Genomic DNA, 15,837 nt, shown 5'->3' on the forward strand with positions numbered 1-15,837 from the left:
GCACGAGAGCTGAAATGGATTTGATGCTTAAATGACGCGCTTGATTTTAACTGTGCGCTTTTCCCAATTCGTACCATCGTACTTGGAATAAGTCACACCAGGACTACCGTACGTGTGCAGGATTTTCCCATCCCCTGCATAAATAGCTACGTGTGTAATCCGATCAGAAGAACTGGTTACCGATGCCTTCATGAAGATCAGATCACCTTTTTGCAGATTGCTCTTGGAAACAGATTTCCCCACAGTAGATTGCTGGCGGGAATCGCGCGGCAATGTAATGCCCGCTTCTTTAAAGACGCGTTGTGTAAAGGAAGAGCAATCGAATGTTTTAGTCGTACTGCTGCTAGACCCGTATTTGTATTTTGTGCCCATATACTTTTCGCCATTTTTAATGACTTGGTCGGCAATATTGCTTACCGGCTTTTCTGGCTTGCTAGGCGTATTCTCTGAGGAATTGCTATCAATAACACGACGAGCCCCTACAAATTTGTTGCTGTACTCCGAATATTTTTTTACAACTACCTCGTCTTCCCCTTTCGAAGAATAAACGAATTGATCACTGCCTATGTATATTCCCATAAAGGTTGGGCTGCCGCTTCCGCTAGAAGCGAAGAACACCAAATCTCCTGGCACCACGCTTTTTTCGGATACTTTCGTCCCAGTCTTGTACAGGCTAGAGATTGTGCTCCCGATGGAAATCCCTACTTGTTTGTAAGCATACGTAGCCAGCTCCGCTGATCCGAATTGCTTCGGTCCCTTTGCTTTGTACTCGTAATCCTTCCCGATCAAAGAAGTAGCAATATTTGCAACCTCTGACTGTTTTGAATCTTGTGTCTTAGCGGCCACTACTCCAGCTTGACCACCCATTAACAGGGACGTACTCAGCATGACTGCTACTGTTGACTTCATTACCCAATCTCGTTTCGTCACTTTCTTTTCCTCCATGTCATGTTGTGGCACCCGTCTTGGGTACATGGACAGAATAGCGCAGGAGGAAACAGGAGGATAAGACCGTAAAATTTTCCAATGATGGAATTGGTAGCATGGGACTAGTCAGAAAACAAGGTGTAATGTAGGCGGTTGCTACTTCTTAGTTCCATGGAACCATAAAAGTTACAAAACGGTATCAAAGATGATTTTCTTCGCAAAAACCCGCTATATTGCTGGCTCGAACTCCAAACAAAAACCATCTTCTGCATGTTTCTGTCAGAAGATGGTTCTCCATTTGTACCTATTTCATGTTCGCCGTAAACTGTCCCCAGGTCTCTTCTCCCCACTTGAGAGTCAGGACATCTCCATCCGTAACTGGGCCTACCCCCGCTGGCGTACCCGTGTAAATGATATCCCCTTGATCCAGACCTAGATTTTCGGAAATATAGGCCATAATGGTTTGCAAATCAAAAATCACATCACGCAGATTGCCGCGTTGCACTTGCTCTCCGTTTTTCAGCAAGGAGAAATCCGTTTGGTGCAGCTCATGGATACCAGGGAAAGGATGAAACGGCGTCAAAATTGCTGAATTTTTAAACCCTTTTGCCAACAACCATGGATGCCCTGCTTTCTTCAGCTCGCTCTGAACATCCCGCAAAGTAAAGTCGATTCCGAGTGCTATTTTGTCAATCATTTCGTCAAGTGTAACCCCAGCCTCATATGGTCTCGCGATGTGAATCACAAGCTCCGCCTCATAATGGAGCTCTCCACGAGATGCCGGAAGCTCAATCGCCTCGCCATTTGCCATTGCAAGCGCATGTGTTGGCTTATCAAAGATCATTGGCTTGGTTGGCACATCGTTCCCCAACTCCGCTGCATGCAATCGATAGTTACGCCCGATACAGTAAATATTTTTGACTGACTCCATTTTGTCCTCTCCTTTGGTGGCTGTCTCTTTTTTCACTATATCATGGCTGCACGGCGTATTACAGCTTGTCTTGTTCGTCCTCTTCCACACAGTTTCGATAGCCTGGCCAAAGACGGGCATTTCCTCGTGCTTCTACTTCAATCACAGTATCACAAATAGATTCCAATGCACTCTCCAGGTCCATCTCTTGCTCAGAGCTCCAGGAAAATTCGTAATGGAAAATCACTTGCTGCTCTGTCGCTTCGGAGAGAACAAACGCAAACTGCTGCTGTTGTTCCACAACATGCTTTCTGGCTTCAACCGTCGCTTCTACCGAGAACAAACCATCCCATTCAGCAACCATATATGTAGAAGTAACATCAATCCACAGGGAGGGAGTATCATTCGTCCGGCGAAAAATAACAGAGTCCTCCCGATAAAAGCCGTAGCCAGAGGGCAGCGCACCTGAGAGCTTGAATGGGATTCCTACCGGCAAATCCTGTGGCTTCAATGCGTGGACGAGTCTCCCAGGCAAAAGATAGTAACCATCCTGCTGGCGATCTAACCGTTCTCCCATGACGAGAACTTCTTGATTGTTTGAATCACCTGTCACCTGAACGAACATCACGGCACCTCCCTCTACATACAGTATGGTCAGGAATGCATGACTCAAAACGAAATAGCCATCCATTTTTTTCCTGACGAAATGCCGAAAAAAACGGGGTTCATCCATAGGATGCCCCCTTTATTCCTGCTAAGCTACGCACGTATGATCGCAATCACAACAAGTTCGTCATCGTATGATTTTGCTTTAATTTTCACAGGGAAATCATACAGGTTGGTGAATTTAAAATCCTTATAACCATAGGCTACTGTAGCATCTTGACCCAGAGGTACGTATCCCACTGATTTGCTGTGGTTATGCCGTTCCACCATGATCATCCCCGCTTCAGCAGCGGCATTGTAAAGCGTGCTGGAAACCTGACAAATCCCGCCTCCATAGTCATCGGCGAGCTGGCCATTCTGAATAACGCCGGCCTTTTGCCAACCATCCTCAGACAAATTCGAATTTCCCACTATTTCATTGAAAGAAAACACCTGTTGCGGCTTGATTTTTTCATTATGAATCTTGCTCAATGCTTGCTTGATGTTATGTTTACGCGCATCTGTGCTGTTTTTCATCGAAGAGTAATAAAACCCGAGAACCTCCTCTTCCTTGAGGTCCATCTTCTCCACATACTTTTCCTGTAACTTTCCCTGCAAGTCGATAGCAGGAGATAACGGGTCTACTTGTAACGCCATTGCATGCTCAGGCGCGTAGTTCATACCTAGTGAGAACACAAGTGCCACTGTCGCTATCGTGATCGGCCAATGCCGAACTTTCTTCATTTCTACTTCCTCTCCCACATTTGTTGATCGATTTATATATAGCCTGTCATTGTTATTACACCTTGCCACTAACAATGTAACGTATGGGGAAAGCGACAATCAACCTGCAAATGTTGGGCTTTTTGGCCTACAGCAGTTCTACTCGTCGTCCTCATCCATAACCCCAAGGGCTTTGTTCTTTTCCTTAAAGCGCTGGTTATGGGAAGAAACATAGGCCATCCGATCTGCTACCGGGTCTATGTGCAATTTGGCACTGTTTACAGCCACAGCAGCATCTGTGAATGCTCCCGCGATCAACGTAATCTTACTGTCGAAGCTCGCAAAATCTCCCGCCGCAAAAATACCTGGCAGATTCGTTGCCAGGCGAGGACTGACAAACACGTTCCACTCATCCATGTCCAAGCCCCACTCTTTAATCCCGGTGAAATCGGCCTTCAATCCGTGATTGACGATGATGGCGTCTACATCGATTTGCTCCGTCTCGTCTGTCTCCAAATGACGTATCGTCACTTTATCGATCGTTTCTTTGTCTGAGCTTTGCAATTGCGTGACCGCATATGGAGTGCGAACGATCGCAGATGACTCTTTCATGCGCTTTACATTCCGCTCATGTCCACCAAATACATCACGGCGATGCACGACAGTTACGGACGCTGCGATTTGCACCAGTTCGTTTGCCCAATCGACCGCGGAGTCCCCGCCCCCTGAGATGAGGACGTGCTTCCCACGGAATGGCTCCAATTCCTGCACCGTATAATGAAGATTTGTCACCTCGTAGCGCTCGGCTCCTTCGATCTCCAGCTTTGCCATTTTCAAAATGCCTCGGCCCAAAGCCAATATGATCGTGCGAGTCCAATGTCGTCTCCCCGATTTTGCAACGAGTATGTACGTGCCATCTTCTTGTGGCTCCAGTCCAATAATCGCCTCGCCTAGCACGATGGTGGGATCAAATGTCTTTGCTTGCTCCACCAGATTGGCAACCAGCTTTTCACATAGTTGTGGGGGTACACCGCCCACATCCCAGATCATCTTTTCTGGATAGATCAACATTCGTCCACCGAGCTCTTCTTTCGCTTCAATGAGTTTCGTCTTCATATCGCGCATTCCGCTATAAAAGGCAGCGTACATACCCGCAGGGCCACCGCCAATAATGGTTACATCAAACAGCTCCAACTGTTTTGCCACAACTACCCCTCCACCGTCTCTCATGTTTGTTTATGAAACATCAAAAACAACATTGAAAATGAGATTCATTATCACATTGTGATTGTAATGGAAAATGGAGGAGGATTCAACATTCAAGAAAAAATAAAAAGGCTCGTAATTAGCTTCATCAGCCAATTTACGAACCTGTTGTTTACCATATGGTGCGGTCGAGAGGACTTGAACCTCCACGGTGTTGCCACCACTAGAACCTGAATCTAGCGCGTCTGCCAATTCCGCCACGACCGCATAAAAATGGTGCCGGCAATAGGACTTGAACCCACAACCCCCTGATTACAAGTCAGGTGCTCTACCAATTGAGCTATACCGGCACATTACGAGAAACTATGTAATTCGCACATTCTAGTAAAAGAATGGCGGAGCTGACGGGACTCGAACCCGCGACCTCCGGTGTGACAGACCGGCGTGAACTCCAACTTCACCACAGCTCCATGTAGTTTTGTCTCCAGCTTGCGGCGACTTCTGTAATATAGCACATTCCTATCTCTTGATGCAATAGTTTTTAAAAAATAAAATAAAGATTATTTTTTTCATAGATTTACCAAGCAAAATCCGCTAGAATTTTAGCTAGATATGCAGATTTTAGTAGATTGGTGGAGACGATGACATGAAAAAGACTTCAAGGCTACTCACCTTCCTCGCGCTCTTCACTCTGCTGCCTACTGCTGCCCATGCATCCTCATCGGCATATGTGGTATCAGCAGGTGATACGCTGAGCAAGATCGCTCGCGAGCATCAAGTAACCGTGGATCAAATCATTCAATGGAACCAACTGAACGATGATAGATTGTCAATTGGACAAACTTTGTCTATTCATGGTGCAAGCACTTCTGGCTCCATTGAGCCTGACCTTCCTTCCGATGTAGCTGTCGATCAGAATGACAACGCTACCAGTGAGTCGAAAGAACTAACCGCTGGGGAAAAAGCCCGCGTCACTGGTGATGTACTGAATGTGCGTAAAAAGCCTTCGACTGACGCAAAAGTATTAGGCAAGCTAAGATTCGGTTCCATTGTAGAAGTCGTAGAAACGGGTAGTGAATGGACGAAAATCGAATTCGAAGATCGTGAAGCATACGTTGCTACAGAGTTCCTAAGTCCAAACCTCACTTCTACCGTTTCGCTGCCTGCCGAGATAAATGAAGAAGATCTGGGTCGGATGAAGGAAATTTTTGAACCATTGCTCAATACACCTTACGTCTTAGGCGGAACTACTCCGAATGGCTTTGATTGTAGTGGCTTTACTTCATACGTTTTTGAGCAGCTTGGGGTTACACTTCCGCGCACTTCTGAAGATCAATTCCGTGGCGGTCAAGAAGTATCACTGGATCAAGCACAACCTGGTGACCTCTTGTTCTACGATGCGCTTGGTAAAGGACGCGTGTCCCACGTAGCGATCTATCTGGGTAATGGAGCAATCGTGCATGCGAATGGCGAAGATGTTCGCTATGGCAAAGTAGAATACATGCATAAGCTCTACCCGTTTTACGGAGTGAAGCGTTACGCTAATTTCCAGTAAGCTTTCCTACACATAAAAGCAAACAAACAGCCCTATCTGCCTTTACAGCAGTTCGAGGGCTGTTTGTCTTTCTTTGTGCTTAATGTATTTCGGTATTATGGGCCTGCTGTTGCTGCTGTTGTTGCCCTCCGATTTCGATTTTGCCCAACGCTTGCTTCATTTTGTCGAGCTGAAGCTGATAATCACGAACGACTACAGTAAGAACACTGACAGACTCCTTGAAATCCGGCTCGCTGCTTACTCTGTCTATGGCTCTATGTAAATGCAGCATCTTGTTCTCCGTTTCCCGTAATAGGTCGAGTAACTGCAATCCGTTTACCACGTAATCACCTCATCTGTTTTTTCTTACTTTCTCCTTCCCCTCTGTTCCCTATGCGCACAAAAACGCTTTGCATCATGAATAAAAAACGTCCGCTAATGACATAGCGGACGTTCTTTTTATATTAGTTCAGTCGTGCAGACGCGAGCTCAACGAACTTGTCGATATCTTTTGCAACCAAAGAGAGTGAATTCCGCCAGAAATCGACTGAGCGTACATCAACATCCATAATAGCTGCTACATCTGCAACACTCATTTTGCCTGTTACAGACAAGAGCTTGTCGTACTGCTCAACAAAAGCTTCCCCGCGCTTGAGATACTCTGCGTACAAGCCTTTTGCGAACAGAAGCCCAAAAGCATACGGGAAGTTGTAGAAATTGTAATCCGCGCTATAATAGTGCGGTTTGCATACCCACATGTACGGGTGTAGGGCTGCCGGGTCCAAACCATCCCCGTAAGCGTCCTTTTGCGCTTGCAGCATTAGTTCGTTCAATGTGGAAACAGACAAGGCACCTTCTGTTCTGCGCTCAAATACAGCCGTCTCGAACAAGTAACGGCTATAAATATCGACGATCACCTGACTTGCACCACTAATATCATGTTCCAAAATCGCAAATGCTTCCTCGGAGGTCGCCTGTTCAAGCGCTGCATTGGCAATGATGGTTTCGCACAAAATGGACGCGGTTTCGGCGATTGGCATCGGGTATTCGCTATTCAAGAATGCTTCGTTTACGAGACATTCACCGTGATAGCCATGTCCCAATTCATGTGCCATTGTACTCACATCGCTGTAGCTGCCTGTGTAGTTGGACATAATTCTGCTCTCCCCTACGATGTGCAGGTTGTAGCAGAATGCCCCTCCACGCTTGCCTTCACGAATCTCAGCATCAATCCACTGATTGTCATAAGCTCGTGCTGCATAGTTGGCGAGTTTTTCGCTAAAACTACCAAAGTGCTTCACGATGAAGTCGCGGGATTCCTCATACGAGAACCGCATGTCTGCCTCGCCCACTGGCGCAAACAAATCATAAAACGGCAACTGAGCACTCTCATGACCGAGCAGCCTCGCCTTTGTACGGAAGTATTGATGGAAGGATGGCAGGCTCTCACGCATCGCCTGAAGCATCGCTTCGAGCGTCTCGCGGTCCATGCGGGAGTCTTGTAACGTCTTATCCAGCGGCGATTCATAGCCTCTGAGCTTCGCTACGGTAATAACCTCGCCCTTAATTCCATTCAAGCTGGCAGCAGCAGCTTCAACGATTTTTTTGTAAGCGGCAAGCTCCGCCTCGTATGCCGTTTTGCGAAGCTGCGGATCTTTTTCGTTCGCCATGTTCCGCACCACTGGCAATGGAAGCTGCTTGTGCTCCCCATCGATTGTAATGTCTACCAGCAAAGTGGAAGTCAACATTTCATGGAGCTTTGTCCATGCATTTGACCCTGTATTTTTCATTTTTGCCAGGACGATTTCTTCTTTTTCGCTCAACATGTATTTGCTCTTGTCTGACATTTCTGTCAACATAAAGCGGTGTGTTTCTAACAGCTCCGATCGGCTAATCAACTCGTCCAGGTTACTCAACGCTCCTAGCCATTTTTGGAATTGCACGCCTGGTTCAACCAATTCCACAGCCTGATTCTGTACTTTTTCAATCGCGAGCAGTGCTACTTCATTCTTGGCATCTACGCTAGCAGTCAGCTCTCCGTAGGCGTACAAGCGGAATTGCGTTTGCAGAACGGAGGTCATCATCGTGATGTATGTCTCCATCTTCGCTACTGCATCTTCTGATGATTGCAAGTTTTGCGCTGCCCAGCTTTTGATCTCTTCTGTTTCCCGTACGAACTTCTCCCAATCTTGTTTCCATTCTGGTGCATCAAACGAGGAATACAAGACATCCAATTTCCAGCGCATATTCATGGGCACGCGCCTCCTTTTCGCTTATGTAACAAGCCTATTGTAAAAAAATTTAGATGGATTCTGCAAGTTTTTACTAAGAAAACTTCTTTTTCGAGAATAAAAAGACTCTGCCACTAGCTTAAGCAGAGTTCTTTTGTAGGCGATCAAGCTCGTACTGACTGCGTCAAAAACGTTAATGCAGACAAGGCAAAAAGCTGGGTGGATTCTACCAATTGGTCAATCGTTACGTACTCATCTGCATGATGAGGGATGTGACGATCGCCTGCGCCTGTCGTCAAAATTGGAATACCTGCTTTGTGCAGGAAGGTTCCATCTGTCGCACCTGGAACGCCATTATATACGGGTTCTTTTTTCGTGATTTCCCGATAGGCGCTCGCGACAGCGGTCACGACTTCTTCCTTCATGCCAGTCAACGTCCAAGGACGCTCTTCGATGACTTCCAAGGTGGCTTTGAACTTGTCATCTTCTTTGCTTAAACCTTCTAATATCGCACTGATTTCTTTGTACAGCTCCTGGTGGTCCTGCCCGGGTACCGTGCGAATGTCAAGTGTAGTCATGCATTGATCCGGCACGACGTTAATTTGGGCGTCTCCTTTGACCGGTGCCTGCAAAATCGTCGGAGTGATACTCGGCCACCCCAACATCGGGTGCTCTCCCAGACGAGCCATTTCCTTGCGCTCCAGCTCCTCTAATGCAACTATGGCGCGTGCCATCCTTGTGTTTGGATTGATTCCCGTCAGTGGCATGGCACCATGCGCCATTTTGCCAAACGTACGAAGGATGGCTCGCATAGCTCCTTTTTGCGTGATGCAGAGCTGATTTTCTTCCGGTTCGCAGATGATCGCCGCATCGACGTTGTTGGCCCAGCCGCGACGGATGAAATCTTTGATCCCGATCATCATGCTCTCCTCATCACAAGGGATGCACAGGAGAATTTTTCCTGTAAAAGACTGTTTGGATCGTTGGATAGCTTTGACGGCACATATCGCGGCAGCCAGATTTCCTTTTGTGTCACAGGAGCCACGTCCATAGATACGTCCACCAGATATTGTCCCGCCAAAAGGATCGTAGCTCCAAGCATCCCGGTCCCCTTCTGTTACGACATCTGTATGGGCTTCGAACAAAAGCGTTTTGCCAGGCCTGCCCGAATCGTAAAAAGCGATGACATTCGGTCTGCCCGGAACAACCTCTTCATAGAAGACCTGCAAACCCATATTGCGAAGATAATCGGCGACAAATAGTGCGACCCGCTCTTCATTCGCTCCTGCCTGATCGGGGCGAAACACACTCGGAATTCTAACTAGCTCCTGCGTTAGGCGCACAACTTCCTGCTCGTCAACAAAGGATATCACCTGATTCATCCGACAATCCTCTCCTCTGCATCCAATTATGTTACACCTATTCCTGGAAGTAACTGCGATAAGATGGCAGTCCCCCTGCTTCCTCTGCGTGCTTAACCGCTTGGATGACGGCTTCTGCCAGCACATCTGCGGACAACGCGCCCACCAGGTCTACACTCGCCTCTACTTCGCCTGTTGCTACAGCAAAGATCGTATCGCCATCGTACATGGTGTGAATCGGACGGATCGTACGGGCAAGCCCGTCATGAGCCATTTGCGCTACTTTTTTTGCTTCTGTTTTGGACAAGCGGGCATTACTCGCGACTACGGCAATCGTCGTGTTCGTACCTGGTGGGATCGGAGAAAAGGCTTGCTGGCGCATCATCTCCATGCTATCTCGAATGGTTCCCTGTTCATCTCTCGGCCCGGCTATGATCGTCCCTGACTGCGGATCTGCGACATGACCGACCGCATTTACAGCGACGATTGCGCCTATGACGAGTCCATTGGGTAAAATCACGGAAGCTGTGCCCAACCCGCTCTTCATCGCATTCGCAAATCCATTCAGCTTGCCTACTGACGCACCTGTACCAGCACCGACGTTTCCTTGTGCTACTGTCTCACGGTTCGCTGCCTGCGCTGCCTCATAGCCCATATGACGATCCGGACGAACCCGATAGTCGCCTACAGCCAGGTCGAACAAGACGGCTGCTGGAACGATAGGAACGACGCCATAGCCAACATCTAGCCCGATGCCTTGTTCCTCCAAATACTGCATGACACCTGTTGCAGCATCCAAACCGTATGCACTGCCACCTGAGAGGCAAATCGCATGGACGACACTCACCAGATTGATAGGGTCCAAAAGGTCTGTCTCGCGGGTGCCCGGGGCAGAACCCCGGACATCCACGCCGCAGACAGACGGCTTTTCCAGCATAATCACACTGCATCCCGTTAATGTTTCTTCGTTTTGTGCATGCCCGACGAGAACGCCGGGTACGTCAACAATCGTTCCGGTCATTATAAGTCTCCTGAAATTTTTGATTTTTGTCTGCCCGCTGAGCCCAATTTCTTCCAAGCCGCAACGACAGCCAATGTAACAATGACAGAAACAATTGCTTCTGGCAAACCGCTTGTGATTGCGACTGTTGTCGCTACACCAAGCGTCATGTATCCTCGAATAACGGCCATGCCCAGTACCAAAATCGTGTTTGTCATCGCCCCAATAAAGCCAGCGGCACCAATCGCCAAGTACTGATTGACGTTTTTCAAACCGACATAGGTCAAGTACGCAGTCACACCGATGAACAACCGTGGCAGGATGGCGACAAGGGGATCTTTAAACAGCGGGACGGTGGCATTTAAGAAAGAAGAGACTCCAAATATAAGGCCAATGATCATACCAACGCCCCAGCCCTCCATTATGCCCCCGATAACAGCCGGGATGTGCATAATAGTGGCATTGCCCGCTGCTGTCGGAACCGGAATGTAGCCGAGACGTGTCACCCCGAGCAAAATCGCTATCGCGCCCAGAACGCCTGCAATGACAATCTTGCGAACGGTCAAGCCTTTTTCCATGCATACTCCTCCTTTTACGAGTTTTATGTGGAATGCCCTATTCGGGCGAGTTCCCGCTAGTCTTCCTTACCAAGGTATGGCGAGCATGACGGCAGAAATGACTATGCTTGCGATCAGCGCGACGTAATCCTTGCCCACTGCCTTGTATTGGGTGTATCTGGTCCGTGCAGCACCTGGTGTGTAGCATCTGGCTTCCATTGCCAAAATCAAATCTTCTGCTCTGGAGAGTGCCACATTAAATAGCGGGATGATGATGGGAAACATATCTTTTGTTCGCTGGATGATCCGCCACCATTCTCCTGTACCAAAATCTGCACCACGGGACGCTTGTGCTTTCATCATTTTTTCCATTTCCATCGCGAAGGTAGGTACAAAGCGCACAGCAATCGTGATGATCAATGCAAACGCGTGAACGGGAAACTTTACTTTTTCCAAAGGCCCCAGCAGTCGTTCCATGCCGTGCGTGAGTTCCGTCGTCGAAGTGCTGAGCGTAAGGACACTTGATAAGAAGATCACTTCTACAAACCGCATGGCAGACACGATGACGAGGCGCACACTCTCACTTGTGATCGTGATGAAGCCGTATTTCAAATAAACGGTTCCGCCATTGACAACCTCCCCGTAAAAAAGCAACTGCATGATCGCCAAAATAATGATAAAGGGGATAGCTGGCTTGATCCCGGATATGCCGTAATGCAAGGGGATTTTTGAGATTTGAAACATCCAGATACAAATGGCTAAAGCAAACAGATTACCCACGTATGTATCGCAGATGGCAATGGCTAGGATGAGAATGACGAAGGCACCAAGCTTGAAGCGAGGATCGAGACGATGAACGACCGAAGCAGTGGGTAAATATTGACCGATGGTAATATTGCGCGTCAATTCAAATTCTGCTGACATGTGGACCCCCTCCTTAGCGGTTCAACAGTTTCAAAATTTCCATCGCTGTCTCTTCGGGTAAAAAAGCGCTAGGATCGATGCTGTAGCCCTGTTCACGGAGTTTGTATAAAATATCAACCGATTCTGGTGTGCCGATATGATGCTGTCGCAGCAATTCCTGATTGCCAAAAATTTGTCGCGGTGTCCCTTCGCAGACTGATTTCCCGTTTGCCAAGACGTAGACACGATCCGCAAGCTTGGCGACCTCTTCCATATTGTGTGAGACGAAAATAACCGTTAGCTTTTCTTCCCGATTGAGACGGCGGATGCGTTCCAATAGCTCAAGACGAGAGCGCGGGTCCAGCCCTGCTGTTGGCTCGTCAAGCACGAGAACCTTGGGTTGCAAGGAAAGGACGCCAGCCAATGCCACCTTGCGTTTCTGTCCGCCACTCAAGGCAAAAGTGGGACGGTCTTTCATCTCCTGAAACGAGAGGCCGACCAAGTCCATCGCCCACTGAACGCGTCGCCGCACTTCCTCTAAAGGAAGCCCCATCCGAAAAGGGCCGTAGGCTACATCATCACCGACCAGTTTTTCGAACAGTTGATCCTCCGGGTTTTGAAAAACGAGCCCCACTTGTCTGCGTAACGTACGAATATCGATCTTGGGTGAAGATACATCCATTCCATTGATGATGACTGTACCGGATTGCGGGCGAATCAGGCCGTTAAAATGCTGGATTAACGTCGATTTCCCCGATCCGGTATGGCCGATAATCGCCAAGCATTCGCCCTCTGCCACCTGTATGCTTACCTGGTCGAGAGCCCGATGTTCGAGGGGTGTTCCCTGCATGTAGACATGAGATAGATTTTCTACGTTTACAATCGGTTGCGTCATGAACCACTCGCCTCCGCTTGCCTGACGTATAGACGATTAACCTCCGCGACAACTTCCTCATTGTGGATGAGATCAGGTGAAAATTCGCTATTTTCGGAGTGAACGAGATGAGCAATTCGGCTCGCGTCCGGAACATCCAGATGAAGCTCGCGTAGTCTTTCCTGATGGGAAAACACTTCACGCGGGGTACCCTCCAATACGATCTTGCCACCCTCCATCACGATGACGCGATCCGCTTCTGCTACCTCTGACATGTGATGAGTCACGGTGACGATCGTCATTCCTTCGCGATGCAGCTTGCGAACGACTGCCAGTATATCCTGTCTACCGTAGCTGTCCAGCATACTCGTCGCTTCATCCATGACAAGGACTTGCGGCTTCATCGCCAATATCCCCGCAATGGCGATCCGTTGCTTTTGTCCGCCAGACAAATGATGAGGCGGTCGATGACGAAAGGCACTCATCCCAACAGCCTCTAGAGCATTATCCACTCGCGTTTTCATTTCTTCCGCAGATGTCCCAATATTCTCCAATCCGAAGGCCACATCGTCCTCTACAATCGTCGCGACAATCTGATTGTCCGGATGCTGAAAAACCATCCCGACACGGCTCCTCACTTCGTGAATTCGCTGTTTTTCACGTGTGTTGATACCGTTAACAATGACATCGCCATCGTTTGGAGTCAAAATTCCATTGAGATGCTTAGACAACGTTGACTTACCGGACCCATTATGACCGATGATGGCAACATACTCTCCTGGAAACACTTCTAGGGAGACATTTTGCAGGACAGGAATTTGTTGATCTTGGTTAACCTGATAGGCAAACGAGACATTTTCTACACGAATAATCGGTTGTGGTGTCATGCTCTCCCCTCGCCTCTTCGTAAAAGTCGTATGTGCTGTGTTCTCCATCAATAAGCAACTACCATGCCAAATGAATATGTTTTAAATTTTCTGTAAATTAAACAAGAAACTGAATAACTCTGTTGCAAACATGCATCGCTGATGTTGCGCTTGCATCAATTTCTACAATCTTTCGTAGCGCTTCATTTTTCTCCACAGGGTGGACCGATCCATTCCCAAAATTTTCGCCGCCTCTCCCTTGTTTCCCTTCGTTTCCGCCAAAACCTTTCGGATGACTTCTGCTTCTCTCTCTTCTTGATCACGGTAAGATTGTCGCTGATACAGCTTCTTGGCAAAAAAAGCCGTGTCCTCCTTGCCAAGCGCGTCATTCTTACAGAGCAAAACCATTCTTTCTACCACGTTGCGCAGTTCTCGTACATTGCCTGGCCAGTCATATTGTTTGAGAACGTGGAAAACGGCCTCCTCTACTTTCAGATGCCTTTTATTTTCCCGTTCCTTGATTTCTCCCATGATCGATGCCACCAATAGCGGAATATCTTCAATTCGTTCTCGCAAAGCAGGCAGCTCAAGCGTCAACACATTCAATCGGAAGTACAGGTCTGAACGAAACTGCTTTTCCTCTACCAGTCGTTCCAAATCCCGATTCGTTGCCGCGATGATTCTCACATCGACAGGGACGATACGCTCCCCGCTGATTCTGCGCACTTTTTTCTCCTGCAAGATACGCAAGAGCAACGCTTGGATCGGGATCGACATCTCTCCGATTTCATCGAGAAACAGAGTCCCTCCGTGTGCCAATTCAAACAGCCCAGGCTTTCCGCCTTTGCGCGCGCCAGTAAATGCTCCTTCCTCGTATCCAAACAATTCGCTCTCCAATAAGTTGCCGGGGAGAGCCGCACAGTTAACCGGAATGAACGGCCCGGCTGCACGCTGGCTGCTCAAATGAATCCCTTGGGCAAACAGCTCCTTGCCAGTCCCGGACTCCCCCTGTATGAGAACCGTCGCATCTGTCCGTGCGAAAGTTTCCGCCCATTCCTTCGCTTCGCGGATCGCAGAAGAATCTCCAACGATATCCTCCAGGCGGAATTTGGCTTCCAAGCCGCTCTCCATGCTCTGCTTGCGAATGCGCATCTCCATTTTTTGAATGTCGGTGATCTCTTTAAAAGTGGACACAGCACCTACGATTTCACCCTCTACGACAATCGGCAACCGGTTGATGATAATTTGTCGATTCAGGATCGTTGCGATGTCCCCAATCTCTTTTTTCCCCGTTGCCAAAATTCTCAACATATCTGAATTGGGGATATAACGGGTAATTTTTTGTCCAACGATATTGCCTGGCAGGCCGAGTATTTCCATCGCATTTTTATTGACCCCGATAATAATGGAATCCCGATCGACCGCAATGATCCCGTCATGAGAAGCATCCAGAATCGCCTGCATGTGGATGTCATGGATCATTTGCCCGGCTCTCCTTCCTCGGCATGCTCAAGCATGACTGCTACTTCCGGTGCTCGTCTACTTGCCCGACGCTTTTTTCGTTTCTTTTTCCGTAAAATGAAAATAGACAGGAGCATCAGCCCGAGGATGGCGAGCTCGATTGGTTGTGCTAGCTTTGCAGAAGTCCAGCCACTCATGCCCAGCAAGTGAAAGATGACGGCTATGTAGAGGAAGATCGACGCTAGATTTTGAGCTTTCACCTGTTTCACCTCTGTTTTTTCTGGTTAGAGAAAGAATGCGGCAATCACGTTATCGTTGATCCCACTCTTGGAGTAATAATAAACGGGCTTCCCTTGTTCTTTTGCATACGCAATTTCTTTGCTTGTACTGCTACCGATATACCCCTCTACATCGATGACAAAAATCTCGTCGGACAAATCGATTTTTCGAAAGTGAATGTCTGTGAGTAGATCTGCTTGCTCCTGTGATATCGCAAAACCCTCACTCTGCTCGAAAAAGGCTACGCTCATCACGATGTTTCCTTGGAGCGTCAGATACGTATTCGCCTGCTCAAATTCCTTTTTGAATTTGGTAGACCCGCATAGGGTGATAATTTTCATTTTGATTCCCTCTTCATCC

General features: G+C 48.1%; 17 protein-coding genes and 3 tRNA genes. 1 reads left to right on the forward strand and 19 read right to left on the reverse strand.

Going from position 1 to position 15,837, the window contains the following annotated elements:
* Window positions 1-27 precede the first annotated feature (27 nt).
* The 8 genes from HP568_RS06375 to HP568_RS06410 all read right to left on the reverse strand — a co-directional run bounded on the left by HP568_RS06375 (window position 28) and on the right by HP568_RS06410 (window position 4,881).
* Entirely contained in the window at window positions 28-930 is a 903-nt protein-coding gene (locus tag HP568_RS06375; RefSeq protein ID WP_048032738.1) for a C40 family peptidase, read from the reverse strand.
* A 301-nt stretch (window positions 931-1,231) separates the two neighbouring features.
* Window positions 1,232-1,858, reverse strand: a complete 627-nt coding sequence (locus HP568_RS06380) for a fumarylacetoacetate hydrolase family protein (RefSeq protein WP_048032737.1) — start codon at window positions 1,856-1,858, stop codon at window positions 1,232-1,234.
* Window positions 1,859-1,916: 58 nt separating this feature from the next.
* A complete protein-coding gene (locus HP568_RS06385) occupies window positions 1,917-2,570 on the reverse strand; it encodes a hypothetical protein (RefSeq protein WP_254551050.1) in 654 nt (217 codons plus the stop codon).
* Window positions 2,571-2,596: 26 nt separating this feature from the next.
* Window positions 2,597-3,226 (reverse strand): VanW family protein, encoded by a 630-nt coding sequence (locus HP568_RS06390; protein WP_173628657.1) that lies wholly within the window; start codon window positions 3,224-3,226, stop codon window positions 2,597-2,599.
* A 138-nt stretch (window positions 3,227-3,364) separates the two neighbouring features.
* On the reverse strand, window positions 3,365-4,411 hold the full coding sequence (locus tag HP568_RS06395; protein ID WP_173628658.1) for an NAD(P)/FAD-dependent oxidoreductase: 1,047 nt from the start codon (window positions 4,409-4,411) through the stop codon (window positions 3,365-3,367).
* Between the two features lie 180 nt (window positions 4,412-4,591).
* Window positions 4,592-4,678, reverse strand: a tRNA-Leu gene (locus tag HP568_RS06400).
* 7 nt (window positions 4,679-4,685) lie between these two features.
* Window positions 4,686-4,761, reverse strand: a tRNA-Thr gene (locus HP568_RS06405).
* A 43-nt stretch (window positions 4,762-4,804) separates the two neighbouring features.
* Window positions 4,805-4,881, reverse strand: a tRNA-Asp gene (locus HP568_RS06410).
* A gap of 176 nt (window positions 4,882-5,057) precedes the next feature.
* Between HP568_RS06410 and HP568_RS06415 the strand changes: the two genes are divergently transcribed.
* On the forward strand, window positions 5,058-5,966 hold the full coding sequence (locus HP568_RS06415) for a C40 family peptidase (protein WP_173628659.1): 909 nt from the start codon (window positions 5,058-5,060) through the stop codon (window positions 5,964-5,966).
* A gap of 79 nt (window positions 5,967-6,045) precedes the next feature.
* Here the strand turns inward: HP568_RS06415 and HP568_RS06420 are convergent, their stop codons facing one another.
* The 11 genes from HP568_RS06420 to HP568_RS06470 all read right to left on the reverse strand — a co-directional run bounded on the left by HP568_RS06420 (window position 6,046) and on the right by HP568_RS06470 (window position 15,818).
* Window positions 6,046-6,288 carry a hypothetical protein gene (locus HP568_RS06420; RefSeq protein ID WP_007722993.1) on the reverse strand — a complete coding sequence of 81 codons (243 nt, stop codon included), beginning with the start codon at window positions 6,286-6,288 and terminating at the stop codon, window positions 6,046-6,048.
* A gap of 121 nt (window positions 6,289-6,409) precedes the next feature.
* The gene (locus tag HP568_RS06425) at window positions 6,410-8,197 is read right to left on the reverse strand and encodes a M3 family oligoendopeptidase (RefSeq protein ID WP_048032732.1); all 1,788 of its coding nucleotides are present in this window, start codon (window positions 8,195-8,197) and stop codon (window positions 6,410-6,412) included.
* Window positions 8,198-8,340: 143 nt separating this feature from the next.
* A complete protein-coding gene (locus HP568_RS06430; RefSeq protein WP_173628660.1) occupies window positions 8,341-9,558 on the reverse strand; it encodes a M20 family metallopeptidase in 1,218 nt (405 codons plus the stop codon).
* Between the two features lie 37 nt (window positions 9,559-9,595).
* Window positions 9,596-10,558, reverse strand: coding sequence for a P1 family peptidase (locus HP568_RS06435; RefSeq protein WP_173628661.1), 963 nt, complete (start codon window positions 10,556-10,558; stop codon window positions 9,596-9,598).
* A complete protein-coding gene (locus HP568_RS06440; protein WP_056493023.1) occupies window positions 10,558-11,115 on the reverse strand; it encodes an ECF transporter S component in 558 nt (185 codons plus the stop codon). Before HP568_RS06440 ends, HP568_RS06435 begins: the two co-directional genes overlap by 1 nt.
* 66 nt (window positions 11,116-11,181) lie before the next feature.
* Window positions 11,182-12,018 (reverse strand): energy-coupling factor transporter transmembrane component T family protein, encoded by an 837-nt coding sequence (locus tag HP568_RS06445; RefSeq protein WP_048032728.1) that lies wholly within the window; start codon window positions 12,016-12,018, stop codon window positions 11,182-11,184.
* 13 nt (window positions 12,019-12,031) lie between these two features.
* Window positions 12,032-12,892: an energy-coupling factor transporter ATPase gene (locus HP568_RS06450; RefSeq protein ID WP_173628662.1), complete on the reverse strand. Its 861-nt coding sequence runs from the start codon at window positions 12,890-12,892 to the stop codon at window positions 12,032-12,034.
* Complete coding sequence (locus HP568_RS06455) at window positions 12,889-13,758, reverse strand: energy-coupling factor transporter ATPase (protein ID WP_048032726.1); 870 nt, start codon at window positions 13,756-13,758, stop codon at window positions 12,889-12,891. Before HP568_RS06455 ends, HP568_RS06450 begins: the two co-directional genes overlap by 4 nt.
* 162 nt (window positions 13,759-13,920) lie before the next feature.
* A complete protein-coding gene (locus HP568_RS06460) occupies window positions 13,921-15,219 on the reverse strand; it encodes a sigma-54 interaction domain-containing protein (RefSeq protein WP_173628663.1) in 1,299 nt (432 codons plus the stop codon).
* Window positions 15,216-15,458, reverse strand: a complete 243-nt coding sequence (locus HP568_RS06465) for a hypothetical protein (protein WP_048032724.1) — start codon at window positions 15,456-15,458, stop codon at window positions 15,216-15,218. Before HP568_RS06465 ends, HP568_RS06460 begins: the two co-directional genes overlap by 4 nt.
* A 24-nt stretch (window positions 15,459-15,482) precedes the next feature.
* On the reverse strand, window positions 15,483-15,818 hold the full coding sequence (locus tag HP568_RS06470; RefSeq protein ID WP_173628664.1) for a DUF4406 domain-containing protein: 336 nt from the start codon (window positions 15,816-15,818) through the stop codon (window positions 15,483-15,485).
* Window positions 15,819-15,837 lie beyond the last annotated feature (19 nt).

The sequence above is a fragment of the Brevibacillus sp. MS2.2 genome, assembly GCF_013284345.1.
In the GTDB taxonomy this organism is placed as follows: Bacteria; Bacillota; Bacilli; order Brevibacillales; family Brevibacillaceae; genus Brevibacillus; species Brevibacillus brevis_C.

Excerpts from the sequence above, each read along its gene's own strand:
- HP568_RS06380 (WP_048032737.1), bottom strand. The coding sequence starts at position 1,858 with ATGGAGTCAGTCAAAAATATTTACTGTATCGGGCGTAACTATCGATTG.
- HP568_RS06385 (WP_254551050.1), bottom strand. The coding sequence starts at position 2,570 with ATGGATGAACCCCGTTTTTTTCGGCATTTCGTCAGGAAAAAAATGGAT.
- HP568_RS06390 (WP_173628657.1), bottom strand. The coding sequence starts at position 3,226 with ATGAAGAAAGTTCGGCATTGGCCGATCACGATAGCGACAGTGGCACTT.
- HP568_RS06415 (WP_173628659.1), top strand. The coding sequence starts at position 5,058 with ATGAAAAAGACTTCAAGGCTACTCACCTTCCTCGCGCTCTTCACTCTG.
- HP568_RS06425 (WP_048032732.1), bottom strand. The coding sequence starts at position 8,197 with ATGAATATGCGCTGGAAATTGGATGTCTTGTATTCCTCGTTTGATGCA.
- HP568_RS06430 (WP_173628660.1), bottom strand. The coding sequence starts at position 9,558 with ATGAATCAGGTGATATCCTTTGTTGACGAGCAGGAAGTTGTGCGCCTA.
- HP568_RS06435 (WP_173628661.1), bottom strand. The coding sequence starts at position 10,558 with ATGACCGGAACGATTGTTGACGTACCCGGCGTTCTCGTCGGGCATGCA.
- HP568_RS06440 (WP_056493023.1), bottom strand. The coding sequence starts at position 11,115 with ATGGAAAAAGGCTTGACCGTTCGCAAGATTGTCATTGCAGGCGTTCTG.
- HP568_RS06445 (WP_048032728.1), bottom strand. The coding sequence starts at position 12,018 with ATGTCAGCAGAATTTGAATTGACGCGCAATATTACCATCGGTCAATAT.
- HP568_RS06450 (WP_173628662.1), bottom strand. The coding sequence starts at position 12,892 with ATGACGCAACCGATTGTAAACGTAGAAAATCTATCTCATGTCTACATG.
- HP568_RS06455 (WP_048032726.1), bottom strand. The coding sequence starts at position 13,758 with ATGACACCACAACCGATTATTCGTGTAGAAAATGTCTCGTTTGCCTAT.
- HP568_RS06460 (WP_173628663.1), bottom strand. The coding sequence starts at position 15,219 with ATGATCCATGACATCCACATGCAGGCGATTCTGGATGCTTCTCATGAC.
- HP568_RS06470 (WP_173628664.1), bottom strand. The coding sequence starts at position 15,818 with ATGAAAATTATCACCCTATGCGGGTCTACCAAATTCAAAAAGGAATTT.